This is a genomic window from Pseudomonas sp. Q1, from assembly GCF_009935975.1.
Lineage (GTDB): Bacteria > Pseudomonadota > Gammaproteobacteria > Pseudomonadales > Pseudomonadaceae > Aquipseudomonas > Aquipseudomonas palleroniana.
In genome coordinates this window covers 19,724-35,300 of sequence record NZ_QODI01000018.1, presented here as the reverse complement: position 1 = coordinate 35,300, position 15,577 = coordinate 19,724, and the positions used below count along the sequence as shown (strand labels likewise).

Below are 15,577 nucleotides of genomic sequence, written 5' to 3'. Positions count from 1 at the left end.
CGCCGGGCTCATTCCAGCAACCGCCGGAACTCGTCGATCGGCAACGGCCGGCTATGCAGATACCCTTGGAACACGTGACACCCCAGCAGTTGCAGGAATGCCAGCTGTTCCGGGGTTTCCACGCCTTCGGCAATCACCTTCAGGTTCAGGCTGCGCGCCATGGCCACAATGGCGCGGATGATTTCCGCGTCGTTGGGGTCATGGGTTGCGTCGCGCACAAAGGATTGATCGATCTTCAGCGTGTCCACCGGCAAGCGTTTGAGGTAAGTCAGCGATGAATAGCCGGTGCCAAAGTCGTCCATCGCAAAACTGATCCCGAGTTTTTTCAGGCGACGCATCTTGGCGACGGTGTCGTCCAGGTTCTGGATCACGATGCCTTCCGTGATTTCCAGCTTCAGCAGGCTGTAGGGCAGTTGGTGTTGCCTGAGGCTGTACTCAACCTGCTCAACGAAGTCGTTCTGGCGAAACTGTCGAGGGCTGATGTTGACGCACAGGCTGAAGTTGAGCGGGTCGATCAGGCCCTCGGCAATCAACTGCGCAAAGGCGGCGCACGCCTCATCGAGAATCCAGGTGCCGACCTCCAGGATCAGGCCGCTGTCCTCCAGCACCTTGATAAATTCGCTGGGAGACTGTGCGCCCAGTTGTGGATGCTGCCAGCGTACCAGGGCTTCAGCGCCGACAAGCACATTGCCCCGTGCATCCACTTGGGGTTGGTAATGCATGCTGAACTCGCCGCGTGACAGCGCCAGGCGCAGGTCAGTCTCCATGCGCTGGCGTTCACTGGCGGTTTTTTGCATGCTGTTATGGAACATCTGGGTGGTATTGCGCCCCGAATCTTTGGCCCGATACAGGGCAATGTCGGCGCGCTTGAGCAGGTCGGCCGGCGTGGAGCCGTGATCGGGAATCAGCGCCACGCCGATGCTCGGCGTGACCTGCAAGCGGTGACCATCGAGGAACATCGGCTCCGAAAGCAATTCGCGCAAGGTATCGGCCAGCTCCTGTACCTGAGCGCTGACCTCCATTCGCGTGCCGTCCAGGCCACTGAGCAGCACCACGAACTCATCGCCGCCCAGGCGCGCCACCGTATCCTCCATGCGCACGCTGGCTTCCAGGCGCGCCGTGACGATTTTCAACACGGTGTCGCCCACAGGGTGGCCGAGGGAGTCGTTGATGTGTTTGAAGTGGTCAAGGTCCAGGAACAGCAAGGCGCCCCGCAGGTTATGGCGCTTGAGCAGGGCGATCTGCTGGCTCAGGCGGTCCATCAACAGTGCGCGATTGGGCAGGTTGGTCAGCGGGTCGTGATAGGCCAGGTGACGAATCTGTGCCTGGGCGTTTTTCAGCAGGCTCACGTCCCGGGCCGTCAACAGCAGGCACGGGGTTTCATTCAAGGTGATGGGCTCGACCGAGACTTCTACGGCCAGTAAATCGCCACGCTTGTTGTGCCAGAGCATTTCCAGGTGATGAATACGGCCTTTGATCTGCAGCTCGGCCAGCAACGCCGTGCGCTGGTTTTCGTCGGCCCAGATGCCGATCTGGTACAGCGTCAAACCAATGGCTTCTTCGGCGCGGTAACCGGTCAGACGGCAGAAACCGTCGTTGACCTCGACGTAGCGGCCGGTATCGCGCTCGGTGATGGAAATGGCGTCAGGGCTGGAGTGAAAGGCTTTGGCGAACTTCTCTTCACTGGCCTTGAGGGCGGCTTCCGAGCGTTGCTGCTGGGTGATGTCGCGCAAGGTGGTGACGATGCAGGGTTGGTCGCCGACTGTGATCAGCCGGCTGGAAATCATGCAGGTCAGGCTTTGGCCATCTTTGTGGTGGACCACGATGGCTACATTGTTTAACGACTGTTCGCGGATCACCTGTTCGATGCGTTGCAAGCGCTTGCTGGAGTCGTCCCACAGGCCGATCTGTTCGGCGCTTCTGTCGATCACCTCGGCAGCGGTCCAGCCAAAGGTTTGGGTAAAGGCCGGGTTGATTTCGATAAAGGCGCCGCTGTCCAGGTAAGTGACACAGATCGGGTCGGGGCTGGCCTGGAACAGGCTGGCAAACTTTTCTTCGGAGGCCGTCAGGCGTTGTTCGCGTTCCACCTGATCGGTGATGTCGAGCAAGGTGCCGGCCATGCGCAGGGGCTTGCCGGCTTCATCGCGATAGAGACGGGCGCGGCTTTCCAGGTAGCGCGGGCTGCCGTCCTCCATCAGCACGCGATAGGTCATCTGGTAGTTGCCTTCCGGACCTTCGCGCAAGCTGCGGTAGGCGTTGCGCATGCCCTCGCGGTCTTCATCGGTCATCCCTTCAAAAAACGCGTCGAAAGACTCGTGAAAAGGCTTGGGCGGCAGGCCGTGCAGTTGGGCGGCGCGGGCCGAGCCGTAGAGCATGCCGCTGGGGATGTGCCAGTCCCAAGTGCCCAGTTGTGCCGAGTCCAGCGCCAGGTCAAGGCGTTCCTGGCTGTCCTTGAGCGCTTGTTCGGCGTTTTTGCGTTCGGTGGTGTCCAGAAAGGTGCTGATCAGGTAGGCCTCGCCCTCCAGCTCGACCTTTTGCGCGCTGAGGGTGCCGTCATGGATCTGCCCGTTGCTGGCGCAGAACTGCACTTCCATGGTGATCTGTTCACCTTTGCGCTGGGTAGCCTTGACCAGCGTTTCACGTTGTTCCGGGTCACGCCACAGGCCCAGTTCCAGGGTGGTGCGGCCGATGGCATCGGCTACCGGCCAGCCGAACAGCATTTCGAAATACTGGTTGGCCTCGCTGATCAGCCCGTCGGCCTGGCGGGTCAACAAGACCATGTTGGGGCACAGGTGAAACAGCGTGGCGAAACGTTTTTCGGAATGGCTCAGGGCGGTTTCCCGCTCGCGCTGTTGGGTGATTTCGCGGATCACCCCGATCATTCGGCGTCGGCCGGTTTTGTCCGGGGCCAGGCTGCCGCTGATTTCCAGCCAGTGCAGGCTGCCGTCCGGCCACTGGATACGGTGATGCATGGCCTGCTCGAATGGCTCGCCCGCCACCACGGCATGGAAGGCCCGTATCACCCGGGTGCGATCGGACGGTGCAAGCAGGTCCAGGTAATCCAGGTCCTGGGGCAGCGGTTGCCTGGGGTCAAAGCCGAACAGCGCCTGGGTGCCCCGCGACCAACTGATGCGGCCGGTGTCGATCTCCCAGCACCACGCACCCAGCCGCGCCGCGTTGAGCGCTGCCAGCAGTTGGGGCGCACTGTCCCAGCTTTGCTCGGCGTCCTTGGGGTCCAAGGCGTAGATGCGGGGCAGGGGTGGCACGGAATCGACGGGGTTGCGCATTATTCGAGGGCCTTGGCTCAATGGGCGTTCGGCGCGGTTTGGTTCAGGCCTTGAGGCCGCACGGTTTCATGCCGGTATCCCTGGCAGATCGACCTGTGCATCCAATAGGCTCATGAAAGCCCGCGCAGCGTTCGACAGCGTCCTTTCGGTGTGCACGATATAGCCTAGCTGGCGACTGAGCTGTATGCCCGGTAAAGCGATACTTGCCACCTGATCATCCAGCATAGTCCGTGGCAGCACGCTCCAGGCCAAGCCGATGGAGACCATCATCTTGATAGTTTCCAGGTAGTTAGTGCTCATCGCGATGTTCGGCGTCAGGCCCTGGGCCTCGAACAGACGGCTGACGATATGGTGGGTGAAGGTATTGCCGCCGGGAAAGACGGCCGGGTGGCGGGCGATGTCGGCCAGGTTGACGCTGCCGTTACTGATGAGGCTGTGCTCCGGCGCCACCACAAAATCCAGCGGGTCATCCCACACCGGCGTGGCCTTGACCACGTGGTGCGGGTCGGGCGCCAGGGTGATCACCGCCACTTCGGCACGCCCATGCAGGATTTCTTCGTAGGCCACTTCTGAATCGAGAAACTGGATATCCAGCGCGACATTGGGATATTCACGGGTGAACGTGCGCAGGATCGGCGGCAAACGGTGCAGGCCAATATGATGGCTGGTGGCCAGGGTCAGCCGTCCGCTCACCTCGCCGGTCAGGTTGGTGAGGGCGCGACGCGTATCATCCAGTACGTTGAGAATCTGATAAGCGCGCGGCAGCAAGGCCCGCCCGGCTTCGGTCAAACCCACTTCGCGGCCCAGGCGATCGAACAGGCGCACCTTCAATTGTTGTTCCAGCCCGGCGATACGTTTGCTGATGGCCGGTTGCGTCAGGTGCAGGCGTTCACCGGCGCCGGAGAAACTGCCGGTTTCGGCGATGGCAATAAAGGCATTGAGGTTGGCCAAGTCCATTTATGTATTCCAGTTGGTAATCCAAAGCATAAAAAATATGAATTTGAGTTATTTAATGTAGCGCCATACCATCAGCCTCACAAGCCAAAGGGTTATTGAATGTCTCAAGACCCGGGGCATAGAAAGACCGCTGATGAGGACCGACTGATGGCCGGCAAAACGCTTTACGACAAGCTTTGGGATTCCCATGAAGTGAAACGGCGCGACGATGGCTCGTCGCTGATCTATATCGACCGTCACATCATCCATGAAGTGACCTCGCCCCAAGCGTTCGAAGGCCTGCGGCTGGCCGGGCGCAAGCCTTGGCGCGTCGATTCCATCATTGCCACCCCGGATCACAACGTGCCGACCACCCCTGAGCGCAAGGGCGGTATCGACGCTATTGCCGACCAGGTCTCGCGTTTGCAGGTGCAGACCCTCGACGACTATTGCGACGAATATGGCATCACCGAATTCAAGATGAATGACGTGCGTCAAGGCATCGTGCATGTGATCGGCCCGGAGCAGGGCGCCACCTTGCCCGGCATGACCGTGGTCTGCGGCGACTCCCACACCTCCACCCACGGCGCCTTCGGCGCTCTGGCCCATGGCATCGGCACTTCCGAGGTGGAGCATGTGTTCGCCACCCAGTGCCTGGTCGCCAAGAAAATGAAGAACATGCTGGTGCGGGTCGAAGGCAAGCTGCCGTTCGGCGTGACCGCCAAGGACATCGTACTGGCCGTGATCGGCAAGATCGGCACCGCCGGCGGTAACGGCCATGCCATCGAATTCGCCGGCAGCGCCATTCGTGATCTGTCCATCGAAGGCCGCATGACCATCTGCAACATGTCCATCGAAGCCGGTGCCCGCGTGGGCATGGTGGCAGCGGACGAAAAGACCGTTGAATACGTAAAAGGCCGTCCATTCGCTCCGCAAGGTGCCGATTGGGATGCCGCTGTCGAAGCCTGGAAAGACCTGGTCTCCGACGCCGATGCGGTGTTCGACACTGTGGTCGAGCTCGATGCGGCCCAGATCAAGCCGCAAGTCAGCTGGGGTACCTCGCCGGAAATGGTGCTGGCCGTCGACCAGAACGTGCCGGACCCGGCCCAGGAAGCCGATTTGGTCAAGCGCGGCTCCATCGAACGGGCCTTGAAATACATGGGCTTGCAGGCCAACCAGGCGATCACCGATATCCAGTTGGACCGTGTGTTCATCGGCTCCTGCACCAATTCGCGGATCGAAGACCTGCGTGCTGCGGCCGTGATCGCCAAGGGCCGCAAAGTGGCCTCGACCATCAAGCAGGCCATCGTGGTGCCGGGCTCGGGCCTGGTCAAAGCGCAAGCCGAGGCGGAAGGCCTGGACAAGATTTTCCTCGAAGCCGGTTTTGAATGGCGTGAGCCGGGGTGCTCCATGTGCCTGGCGATGAACCCGGACCGCCTGGAGTCGGGCGAGCATTGCGCGTCGACCTCCAACCGTAACTTCGAAGGGCGTCAGGGCGCCGGTGGGCGTACCCACCTGGTCAGCCCGGCCATGGCTGCTGCGGCCGCCGTCAACGGTCGTTTCATCGACGTTCGCGAATTGATCTGAGGAATACCCGATGCGTGCTTTTACCCAACACACCGGCCTTGTCGCCCCTTTGGATCGTGCCAACGTCGACACCGACCAGATCATCCCCAAGCAATTCCTGAAGTCGATCAAGCGTACCGGCTTCGGCCCCAACCTGTTCGACGAGTGGCGCTACCTGGACGTGGGCTACGCCTACCAGGACAACTCCAAGCGCCCGCTGAACAAGGATTTCGTGCTCAACGCCCAGCGCTACCAAGGCGCCAGCGTGTTGTTGGCCCGGGAAAACTTCGGTTGCGGCTCCAGTCGTGAACACGCGCCTTGGGCCCTGGAAGAATACGGCTTTCGCAGCATCATCGCGCCGAGTTACGCCGACATCTTCTTCAACAACAGCTTCAAGAACGGCCTGTTGCCGATCATCTTGAGCGATGCCGAAGTGGATGAGCTGTTCAAGCAGGTGGAGGCCGAGGAGGGCTACCAGCTGACCGTCGACCTGGCCGCGCAAACCGTGACCCGTCCGGATGGCAAGGTTTACCACTTCGAGGTCGATGCCTTCCGCAAGCATTGCCTACTCAACGGCCTGGATGACATCGGCCTGACCTTGCAGGACGGCGACGCGATTGCAGCGTTTGAGGCCAAGCACCGGGCCAGCCAGCCTTGGTTGTTTCGCGACGCGTAAACCGCTGTAGGCAGGACCGCCGCCATCGGGAGCAAGCCCCCTCCCACATTTTGAAGGTGTTCACAAAACAAAATGTGGGAGGGGGCTTGCTCCCGATGAGGCCAGAACCAACACCCCAAGGTCCATTGAGGAACCCCCCATGACCACCACCGCCCACACCCAAGTCGTGCAAAAACAATTCGGCGAGCAAGCCTCGGCCTACCTGAGCAGTGCCGTGCACGCCCAAGGCACCGAGTTCGCGCTGCTGCAGGCCGAACTGGCCGGGCAGGGCAGTGCACGCCTGCTGGACCTGGGGTGTGGCGCCGGTCATGTGAGCTTCAACGTGGCACCGCTGGTCCAGGAAGTGGTGGCCTACGACCTGTCCCAGCCGATGCTCGAGGTGGTCGCCGCCGCTGCGAAAGACCGGGGCCTGGCCAATATCCGTACCGTACACGGCGCCGCTGAACGCTTGCCGTTTGCCGACGGCGAGTTCGACTTCGTGTTCAGTCGTTACTCGGCGCACCACTGGAGCGACCTGGGCCTGGCCCTGCGTGAAGTGCGTCGGGTGCTCAAGCCGGGCGGCGTGGCGGCGTTTGTCGACGTCTTGTCACCGGGCAGCCCGCTGTTGGACACTTACCTGCAAACCGTCGAAGTGCTGCGCGACACCAGCCACGTGCGCGATTACTCCGCCGCCGAATGGATGCGCCAGCTCAGCGAAGCCGGTTTGCATGTGCGCAACAGCAGTCGCCAGCGCCTGCGACTGGAATACACCTCCTGGGTTGAGCGCATGCGCACGCCGCAGGCCTTGCGCGCCGCGATCCTTGAGCTGCAGCAGGCAATGGGCCAGGAAGTGCGCGATTACTTCGAAATTCAAGCCGACGGCACCTTCAGCACCGATGTGCTGGTGGTGTGGGCCGAACGCTGATCAATTTTCCCCGACCTGCCTGCGGGCGGGTCGCTTGATGAAATGAGGAACCCATGAGCAAGCAGATTCTGATTCTCCCTGGCGACGGTATTGGTCCGGAAATCATGGCCGAAGCGGTCAAGGTTCTGGAACTGGCCAACACCAAGTACAGCCTGGGCTTCGAATTGAGCCACGACGTGATCGGCGGTGCCGCCATCGACAAGCACGGCGTGCCGCTGGCTGACGAGACCCTGGAGCGTGCTCGCGCTGCCGACGCCGTGTTGCTCGGCGCCGTCGGTGGCCCGAAGTGGGACAAGATCGAGCGTGACATCCGCCCTGAGCGCGGCCTGCTGAAAATCCGCGCGCAACTGGGCCTGTTCGGCAACCTGCGCCCGGCGATCCTCTACCCACAACTGGCCGATGCGTCGAGCCTGAAGCCGGAAGTGGTATCGGGCCTGGATATCCTGATCGTGCGTGAGCTGACTGGCGGTATCTACTTTGGCTCGCCACGCGGCGTGCGCGAACTGGACAATGGTGAGCGCCAGGCCTACGACACGCTGCCGTACAGCGAGAGCGAAATCCGCCGTATCGCCCGCGTCGGCTTCGACATGGCCCGCGTGCGCGGCAAGAAGGTCTGCTCGGTGGACAAGGCCAACGTCCTGGCGTCCAGCCAGCTGTGGCGTGAGATCGTCGAAGAAGTGGCCAAGGACTACCCGGATGTCGAGCTGAGCCACATGTACGTCGACAACGCCGCCATGCAACTGGTGCGCGCACCCAAGCAGTTCGACGTGATCGTCACCGACAACCTGTTCGGCGACATCCTGTCCGACCAGGCGTCGATGCTCACCGGTTCCATCGGCATGCTGCCGTCGGCGTCCCTGGACACCCATAACAAGGGCATGTATGAGCCGTGCCACGGTTCGGCGCCGGACATCGCGGGCCAGGGCATTGCCAACCCGCTGGCAACCATTTTGTCGGTGTCGATGATGCTGCGTTACAGCTTCAACCTGGCTGATGCGGCAGACGCAATCGAGAAAGCCGTGAGCCTGGTGCTGGATCAGGGCTTGCGTACCGGCGACATCTGGTCGCAGGGTTGCACCAAGGTCGGCACGCAAGAAATGGGCGACGCAGTAGTCGCCGCGCTGCGGAATCTGTAATCTCTCGGGCCCACTTGCAGTTGTTGCTGCAAGGCGGCCCACTTTTTAACAAGGTGTAGTTGCGATGAAACGTGTAGGTCTGATCGGTTGGCGCGGTATGGTCGGTTCCGTGCTCATGCAGCGGATGCTGGAAGAGCAGGATTTCGATCTTATTGAGCCGGTGTTTTTCACCACGTCGAACGTGGGTGGCCAAGGGCCGTCCGTGGGCAAGGATATTGCCCCGCTCAAGGACGCCTACAGCATTGAAGAGCTGAAGACCCTCGACGTGATTTTGACCTGCCAAGGCGGCGACTACACCAGTGAAGTCTTCCCCAAGCTGCGCGAAGCCGGCTGGCAGGGTTACTGGATCGACGCCGCGTCGAGCCTGCGCATGCAGGACGACGCCGTGATCATCCTGGATCCGGTGAACCGCAAGGTCATCGACCAGCAGTTGGATGCCGGCACCAAGAACTACGTCGGTGGCAACTGCACCGTCAGCCTGATGCTGATGGGCCTGGGTGGCTTGTTCGAAGCGGGCCTGGTCGAGTGGATGAGCGCCATGACCTATCAGGCGGCCTCCGGTGCCGGCGCGCAGAACATGCGTGAACTGATCAAGCAGATGGGCGCCACCCACGCTGCGGTCGCCGATCAACTGGCAGACCCTGCCAGTGCGATTCTCGACATTGACCGTCGCGTCGCCGAAGCCATGCGCAGCGATGCCTACCCGACCGAGAATTTCGGCGTGCCGCTGGCCGGTAGCCTGATCCCGTGGATCGACAAGGAACTGCCGAACGGCCAGAGCCGTGAAGAGTGGAAGGCCCAGGCCGAAACCAACAAGATCCTGGGTCGCTTCAAGAGCCCGATCCCGGTGGATGGCATCTGCGTGCGCATCGGCGCCATGCGTTGCCACAGCCAGGCGCTGACCATCAAGCTGAACAAAGACGTGCCGATCGCGGATATCGAAGCGCTGATCAGCCAGCACAACCCATGGGTCAAGCTGGTGCCGAACAACCGCGATATCAGCATGCAGGAGCTGAGCCCGACCAAAGTGACCGGCACCCTGAATGTACCGGTGGGGCGTCTGCGCAAGCTGAACATGGGCAGCCAGTTCCTTGGTGCGTTCACCGTCGGCGACCAACTGCTGTGGGGCGCGGCCGAACCGCTGCGTCGCATGCTGCGGATCCTGTTGGAGCGTTGATCGTTTGCTGCTGTTGAAGAACCCCGCGCTGGCGACAGTCGCGGGGTTTTTTATGGTTCTTGCGGGCCTTATCGGGAGCGAGCCCCCTCCCACAATTTTGATGGGTGAGCACACTCACTGTGGGAGGGGGCTTGCCCCCGATAGGGCCATCAGCCACACCGCAACCCCCAGTTTAATTGCCTCACCCCAAGCCACCCGGTAAAGTGCGGCTCCCCCCGCAATGCCCGAGGCAGCCCCTATGACCCAGACCTTTGAAATTGCCGTGATCGGCGCCACCGGCATCGTCGGTGAAGCCTTGGTGCAGATTCTCGAGGAGCTGGATTTTCCGGTAGGCACCTTGTATCTGCTGGCGGGCAGCAACTCCGCCGGCGCATCGGTACCGTTTCGCGGCAAGAACGTGCGGGTCAGGGAGGTCGATGAGTTCGATTTCAACAAGGCGCAGCTGGCGTTCTTTGCGGCCGGCCCGGCAGTCACCCTGAGTTTCGCTCCGCGCGCCACGGCGGCAGGCTGCGCGGTGATCGACCTGTCCGGGGCCTTGCCGGCCGATCAGGCGCCTCAAGTCGTGCCGCAAGCGAATGCGCATGTCCTGGAGGGTTTGAAAAAGCCCTTCCAGCTCGGCAGCCCGAGCCCGTCGGCGACGAACCTGGCGGTAGTGCTCGCACCGTTGCGCGACGTGCTGGACATTCAGCGCGTCAGCGTTACCGCCAGCCTGGCCGTATCTGCCCTGGGCCGCGAGGCCGTCAGCGAGCTGGCCCGGCAGACCGCCGAGCTGCTGAATGTGCGTCCGCTGGAGCCGCAGTTTTTTGATCGACAAATGGCCTTCAACCTGTTGGCGCAAGTCGGCACCCCGGATACCCAAGGTCATACCGCTCTGGAGAAACGCCTCGTACACGAGCTGCGAGCGGTACTGGAAACCCCTTTGCTGAAGATTTCCGCAACCTGCGTTCAAGCCCCGGTGTTTTTTGGCGATAGCCTGACTGTGTCGTTGCAGCTGGGCGCACCGGTCGACCTGGCCGTCGTCAATCGTGTACTGGACGCAGCGTCTGGAATCGAGCTGGTGGAGGAGGGTGACTACCCGACGGCGGTAGGCGATGCCGTCGGCCAGGATGTGGTGTACGTAGGACGGGTTCGCGCAGGCGTGGACGACCCTGCGGAACTAAATCTGTGGCTGACGTCAGATAACGTACGCAAGGGCTCGGCCCTCAACGCCGTAGAACTGGCGCAGTTGTTGATAAAACGCCTTGTGTAAAAGATACTTGGCGGCAATTTGTAGATTGATTCTAACTAAGCGCTATGCTTGGCCCGAAGCGCAATAGAAGTGCGTCGGTGACCTATCGGCTCGCCATGCCTTATGGCAGCGGTTACCAACCTTCTCGCAGGCCGGGGAGTGTTCAAAACAAAGGATGAGGCTATGGTTCAAGTTCGCAAACTGGTGTTAGCAATAGCGGCCGCCTCGGCGCTGTCCTCCGGTATGGCGCAGGCGCTGCAGCTTGGGGAGATGACCCTCAAGTCGAAGTTGAACCAGCCGTTGTCGGTGGAAATCGAATTGCTCGATGTCGGTGGCCTCACGGCTTCCGAGATCACGCCGAGCCTGGCATCGTCCCAGGCGTTTGTGGATGCCGGCGTGGATCGCCAGGCGTTTCTCGATGACCTGACGTTCACCCCGGTGGTCAACCCTAGCGGTCGCAGTGTCGTGCGTGTCACGTCCAGCAAGCCGCTGCCGGACTCCTACATCCGTTTCCTGTTGCAGGTGCAATGGCCTAACGGCCGCTTGATGCGTGACTACAGTGTGCTGCTCGACCCGGCCAAGTTTGATCAGCCGGCGCCTGTCGCCAGTGCACCCGCCCCGCGCTTGAGCGCACCGGCAGGCGCTGCGCCCGCTGCCAGCAAGCCCGCCCAGTACACGACCACGTCCCGCGACACTTTGTGGGAAATCGCCGAGAAGAGCCGTAATGGCGCGTCGGTCCAGCAAACGATGCTGGCGATCCAGGCGCTCAACCCCGATGCCTTTATCGATGGCAATATCAACCGCCTGAAAACCGGCCAGGTCCTGCGCCTGCCTGATCGTGTGCAAGCGACCAGCCTGCCGCAACCCAAAGCCATCGCAGAAGTGCGTGCGCAAAACGCGGCGTGGCGGGAGGGGCGTCGTACCGCGAGCCGTCAAGCCACCGGCAAGCCCCAGCTGGACGCCACCAAGCGCACCCAGGCGGGCAACGCGCCATCGAGCACCACAGGCAAGGACAACTTGAGCCTGGTCTCGGCCGAGTCCGCGAAAAAAGGTGCCAAGGGTAAAGCGGGTGACAGTCGCGGCCTGAGCGACAAGCTGGCGATGACCCAGGAAGAACTGGATACCACCCGCCGTGACAATGCCGAGCTGAAAAGCCGTGCGGCGGACCTGCAAAGCCAGTTGGACAAGCTGCAAAAGCTGATTCAACTGAAAAATGATCAATTGGCGCGTTTGCAGGCTGAAAAGGCTGACCCGGCCGCGCCTGCGCCGGCGGCAATCTCGGCACAGTTGCCCGGCGAGCCCGCCGCTGCTCCGGCGCAGCCTGTGGCGCCCGTGGCCACCGTGACCCCGGCGCCTGAAGCGGCCAAGCCTGAAGCCAGCAAGCCTGGCGCGGCCCCCGCCAGCGCCGATGGACCGTTCAACGAACTGCTGACCAACCCGATTGTGCTTGGCGTAATAGGGGGGGCGGCGGGTTTGCTGGTGTTGCTGCTCCTGCTGCTGTGGGCACGTCATCGCAATGCCCGGCGCGAAGAAGAAAAGCACCTGCGCATGGCGCGGGCCTTGGCGGAAGAGCCGGTGTTCGCCTCGAATATCGACCAAGACCTGCCGCCTGACAGCTTTGAAGGTCTGGAAGTACCACCGCCGAGCGTCAAGCTGGCTCCAGCTCCAGCTCCAGCTCCAGCTCCAGCCCACGTGGTTGAGCCCGTTGTCGCGCCGACGGTGGCGTCCGTGCTGGCCCCGCTGGCCGTGGCCGTGGCCCCGGAAAACTCCAGCGATGCGTTGGCCCAGGCCCAATCCCATATCGATCGCGGCCATCTGAACCAGGCCGCCGACATACTGGAGCAGGCGATCAAGCATGAGCCCAAGCGCAGCGATCTGCGTTTGAAACTGATGGAAGTCTACGGCCTGCAGGGTGACAAGGACGGTTTCGTCACCCAAGAGCGTCAACTGGTGGCCAATGGTCAAAACCACGCCCAGGTCGAGCAGCTCAAGAGCCGCTTCCCGGCCATGGCCGTGCTGGCGGCGGGCGTCAGTGCTGCCGTCGCGGCGGCGGCCCTGGATGCCCAGTACGTCAAGGATCTGCTGGAAGACAAGCCAACCCCAGCTCCCGAGCCAGAGCCGTTCGATACGGATTTTGACTTGAGCCTGGACGACCTGGAAGCGGCATCGCCGGCCGAGGTCAAGGCTGATCAACAGACGTTCGAGGCGCTGCTGCAACAGCAGACTGAAGCCAAGAGCAATGCAGACGATCTGTCGGACTTCGACCTGGATCTGCAGCTTGATCCGCCAGCCTCGCAGGCCGATGAAGATTTCCTTTCCGGCCTTGAAGACTCCATGAAGGACGTGCCGGCGGTCGAGCCGCCGACCCTCACGGCCGGCGCATTGGACGATTTCGAGCTGCCGGAAGACTTCGACCTGTCCCTGGAGAATGAACCTGCTGGCGCTGCGGCGACCAAGCCCGATGCCTTTGCAACTGAGCTGGGCGACGTCAACGCCGAGCTTGATCGCCTGTCCCAGACCCTGGAGCATCCGCCGATCGAGCCGTCCTTCACGGAGCAGGATGCGGCTTTGGGCAGTGATGAGCCTGAGTATGACTTCCTCTCCGGCACCAACGAGGTCGCGACCAAGCTGGACTTGGCCCAGGCATATATCGACATGGGCGATGCGGACGGCGCACGGGACATTCTGTCCGAAGTGCTCACCGAAGGTGATGAAGCCCAACGCGGTGAAGCCAAGGAAATGCTCGGGCGACTGGCCTGATCCGATCGCTGGCTTTTGCGGCTGAAGGCACTCGTTCCTTGATCGCAAAAAAAGCGCCTGGCGCGGGCCTGCTTCCTTATAATGGCGGCCTTTGCGCAACTCATCGGGCTCTCAGTTCTTGGCAAATATAGATAACGCGGCCGCCGAAATGGCGGCCGCAGGCTTTCATCGCATCGCCCTGGGCGTGGAATACAAAGGTTCGCGTTATCGCGGCTGGCAGCGCCAGGCCTCCGGTGTGCTGACCGTGCAGGAAACCTTGGAAAACGCTTTGTCGAAGGTTGCCGACTCGCCGGTGTCGCTGATGTGCGCCGGGCGTACCGACGCCGGTGTACACGCTTGCGGCCAGGTGGTGCACTTCGACACCCAGGCCGAGCGCTCGATGAAGGCGTGGGTAATGGGCGCCAATATCAATTTGCCCCATGACATCAGTGTCAGTTGGGCCAAGGTCATGCCTGCGCACTTCCATGCGCGCTTCAAGGCCATCGCTCGGCGCTACCGTTATGTGATCTACAACGATCAGATCCGCCCGGCGCACCTCAACGAAGAAATTACCTGGAACCATCGCCCGCTCGATACCGAGCGTATGGCCGAGGCCGCGCAACATCTGGTCGGCGTGCATGATTTCAGCGCTTTCCGGGCGGGGCAGTGCCAGGCCAAGTCGCCGATCAAGGAAGTCCATCACCTGCGGGTGACGCGGCACGGCAAGATGATCGTGCTGGATATCCGTGCCGGCGCCTTTCTGCACCATATGGTGCGCAACATTGCCGGCGTGCTGATGACCATTGGTGCCGGTGAGCGCCCGGTGGAGTGGGCCAAGGAAGTGCTGGACAGTCGTATTCGTCGCACCGGAGGGGTAACCGCGCATCCGTTCGGCCTGTACCTGGTGGGGGTCGAGTACCGTGACGAGTTCGAACTGCCGGAGCGTTTCATCGGGCCGCACTTCCTCACAGGCTTCAGCGAACTTGGCGGCTGACGCCCGGAAAAGCTTTTGTTAACATCCGGGACTTTCTCGGTCCAACCCTGAGGTTTCCACGACATGTCAGCCGTTCGCAGCAAGATTTGCGGGATTACCCGCATAGAAGACGCGCTGGCGGCAGTCGAGGCGGGGGCCGATGCCATCGGTTTTGTGTTTTACGCCAAGAGCCCGAGGGCAGTGAATGTACTGCAGGCGCGGGCGATCATCGCTGCGCTGCCGCCATTTGTGACCACGGTGGGGTTGTTCGTCAACGCCAGCCGTTGCGAACTCAACGAGACCCTGGATGCCGTGCCGCTGGACATGCTGCAGTTTCACGGTGACGAAAGCCCGGACGAATGCGAGAGCTACCAGCGCCCTTATATCAAGGCGCTGCGCGTCAAGGCCGGGGATGACATCGCAGCTGCGTGTGCCGCCTATATCGGCGCGCGCGGGATTCTCCTGGACACCTATGTTGAAGGCGTGCCCGGCGGGACCGGTGAAGCATTCGACTGGTCGCTGATTCCTGAAGGGCTGGGCAAGCCGATTATCCTGGCCGGAGGGCTCAATCCCGCGAATGTCGGGGCGGCAATCGAGCAGGTTCGGCCCTATGCCGTGGATGTCAGTGGCGGCGTGGAGCAGGGCAAGGGCATCAAGGATCACAGCAAGATTCGCGCATTCATGCAGGCTGTGCGCAACAGCAGTGGCGGGATGTGACGGCTGGCAGTCTGCCGCCGTCCATAACTACCACTGTGTAAAACAGCCCGGCGCCGCCTGTGGGTGGCCCGGAAATGAAGTGGCAACCCTGCACTGGCAGGTTGTCTGGAAGGCTGAGGATACAGGCCGGAAATGGCAGGTCGAACGTCTGACCCCGTCCAGTCTGTGTCATCGCCACATATGAATTTAGCTCAAGGGCATACGCGGGGCTGTGTTCAAGCCACCGGTACTGGAGAAA

11 protein-coding genes are annotated in these 15,577 nt (G+C 61.8%); 9 read left to right on the top strand and 2 right to left on the bottom strand.

Annotated elements, in window-relative coordinates:
* Positions 1–8: 8 nt before the first annotated feature.
* A complete protein-coding gene (locus DK870_RS24670) occupies positions 9–3,287 on the bottom strand; it encodes an EAL domain-containing protein (RefSeq protein ID WP_161549931.1) in 3,279 nt (1,092 codons plus the stop codon).
* 66 nt (positions 3,288–3,353) lie between these two features.
* Positions 3,354–4,244: a LysR family transcriptional regulator gene (locus DK870_RS24665; RefSeq protein WP_104994330.1), complete on the bottom strand. Its 891-nt coding sequence runs from the start codon at positions 4,242–4,244 to the stop codon at positions 3,354–3,356.
* 147 nt (positions 4,245–4,391) lie between these two features.
* Here DK870_RS24665 and leuC point away from each other — a divergent pair, with 147 nt between their 5' ends.
* The 9 genes from leuC (at position 4,392) to DK870_RS24620 (ending at position 15,339) form a co-directional block, all read left to right on the top strand.
* Complete coding sequence (gene leuC / locus DK870_RS24660; protein ID WP_161549929.1) at positions 4,392–5,810, top strand: 3-isopropylmalate dehydratase large subunit; 1,419 nt, start codon at positions 4,392–4,394, stop codon at positions 5,808–5,810.
* Positions 5,811–5,820: 10 nt separating this feature from the next.
* Positions 5,821–6,465 carry a 3-isopropylmalate dehydratase small subunit gene (gene leuD / locus DK870_RS24655; protein ID WP_090369791.1) on the top strand — a complete coding sequence of 215 codons (645 nt, stop codon included), beginning with the start codon at positions 5,821–5,823 and terminating at the stop codon, positions 6,463–6,465.
* Positions 6,466–6,604: 139 nt separating this feature from the next.
* Positions 6,605–7,369: a class I SAM-dependent methyltransferase gene (locus DK870_RS24650; RefSeq protein WP_104994328.1), complete on the top strand. Its 765-nt coding sequence runs from the start codon at positions 6,605–6,607 to the stop codon at positions 7,367–7,369.
* Positions 7,370–7,422: 53 nt separating this feature from the next.
* The gene (gene leuB, locus DK870_RS24645; RefSeq protein WP_060755787.1) at positions 7,423–8,505 is read left to right on the top strand and encodes a 3-isopropylmalate dehydrogenase; all 1,083 of its coding nucleotides are present in this window, start codon (positions 7,423–7,425) and stop codon (positions 8,503–8,505) included.
* A gap of 64 nt (positions 8,506–8,569) precedes the next feature.
* On the top strand, positions 8,570–9,682 hold the full coding sequence (asd, locus tag DK870_RS24640) for an aspartate-semialdehyde dehydrogenase (protein WP_025856452.1): 1,113 nt from the start codon (positions 8,570–8,572) through the stop codon (positions 9,680–9,682).
* A gap of 238 nt (positions 9,683–9,920) precedes the next feature.
* On the top strand, positions 9,921–10,931 hold the full coding sequence (locus DK870_RS24635) for an aspartate-semialdehyde dehydrogenase (RefSeq protein ID WP_161549927.1): 1,011 nt from the start codon (positions 9,921–9,923) through the stop codon (positions 10,929–10,931).
* Positions 10,932–11,093: 162 nt separating this feature from the next.
* Positions 11,094–13,670, top strand: a complete 2,577-nt coding sequence (locus DK870_RS24630) for a FimV/HubP family polar landmark protein (RefSeq protein WP_161549925.1) — start codon at positions 11,094–11,096, stop codon at positions 13,668–13,670.
* A 148-nt stretch (positions 13,671–13,818) separates the two neighbouring features.
* Complete coding sequence (gene truA, locus DK870_RS24625; protein ID WP_060755784.1) at positions 13,819–14,643, top strand: tRNA pseudouridine(38-40) synthase TruA; 825 nt, start codon at positions 13,819–13,821, stop codon at positions 14,641–14,643.
* Positions 14,644–14,706: 63 nt separating this feature from the next.
* On the top strand, positions 14,707–15,339 hold the full coding sequence (locus DK870_RS24620; protein WP_161549923.1) for a phosphoribosylanthranilate isomerase: 633 nt from the start codon (positions 14,707–14,709) through the stop codon (positions 15,337–15,339).
* Positions 15,340–15,577 lie beyond the last annotated feature (238 nt).

What these genes read in the sequence shown, in the direction of transcription:
- DK870_RS24670 (WP_161549931.1), bottom strand. Translation starts at nt 3,287, where the DNA reads ATGCGCAACCCCGTCGATTCCGTGCCACCCCTGCCCCGCATCTACGCC.
- DK870_RS24665 (WP_104994330.1), bottom strand. Translation starts at nt 4,244, where the DNA reads ATGGACTTGGCCAACCTCAATGCCTTTATTGCCATCGCCGAAACCGGC.
- leuC (WP_161549929.1), top strand. Translation starts at nt 4,392, where the DNA reads ATGGCCGGCAAAACGCTTTACGACAAGCTTTGGGATTCCCATGAAGTG.
- leuD (WP_090369791.1), top strand. Translation starts at nt 5,821, where the DNA reads ATGCGTGCTTTTACCCAACACACCGGCCTTGTCGCCCCTTTGGATCGT.
- DK870_RS24650 (WP_104994328.1), top strand. Translation starts at nt 6,605, where the DNA reads ATGACCACCACCGCCCACACCCAAGTCGTGCAAAAACAATTCGGCGAG.
- leuB (WP_060755787.1), top strand. Translation starts at nt 7,423, where the DNA reads ATGAGCAAGCAGATTCTGATTCTCCCTGGCGACGGTATTGGTCCGGAA.
- asd (WP_025856452.1), top strand. Translation starts at nt 8,570, where the DNA reads ATGAAACGTGTAGGTCTGATCGGTTGGCGCGGTATGGTCGGTTCCGTG.
- DK870_RS24635 (WP_161549927.1), top strand. Translation starts at nt 9,921, where the DNA reads ATGACCCAGACCTTTGAAATTGCCGTGATCGGCGCCACCGGCATCGTC.
- DK870_RS24630 (WP_161549925.1), top strand. Translation starts at nt 11,094, where the DNA reads ATGGTTCAAGTTCGCAAACTGGTGTTAGCAATAGCGGCCGCCTCGGCG.
- truA (WP_060755784.1), top strand. Translation starts at nt 13,819, where the DNA reads ATGGCGGCCGCAGGCTTTCATCGCATCGCCCTGGGCGTGGAATACAAA.
- DK870_RS24620 (WP_161549923.1), top strand. Translation starts at nt 14,707, where the DNA reads ATGTCAGCCGTTCGCAGCAAGATTTGCGGGATTACCCGCATAGAAGAC.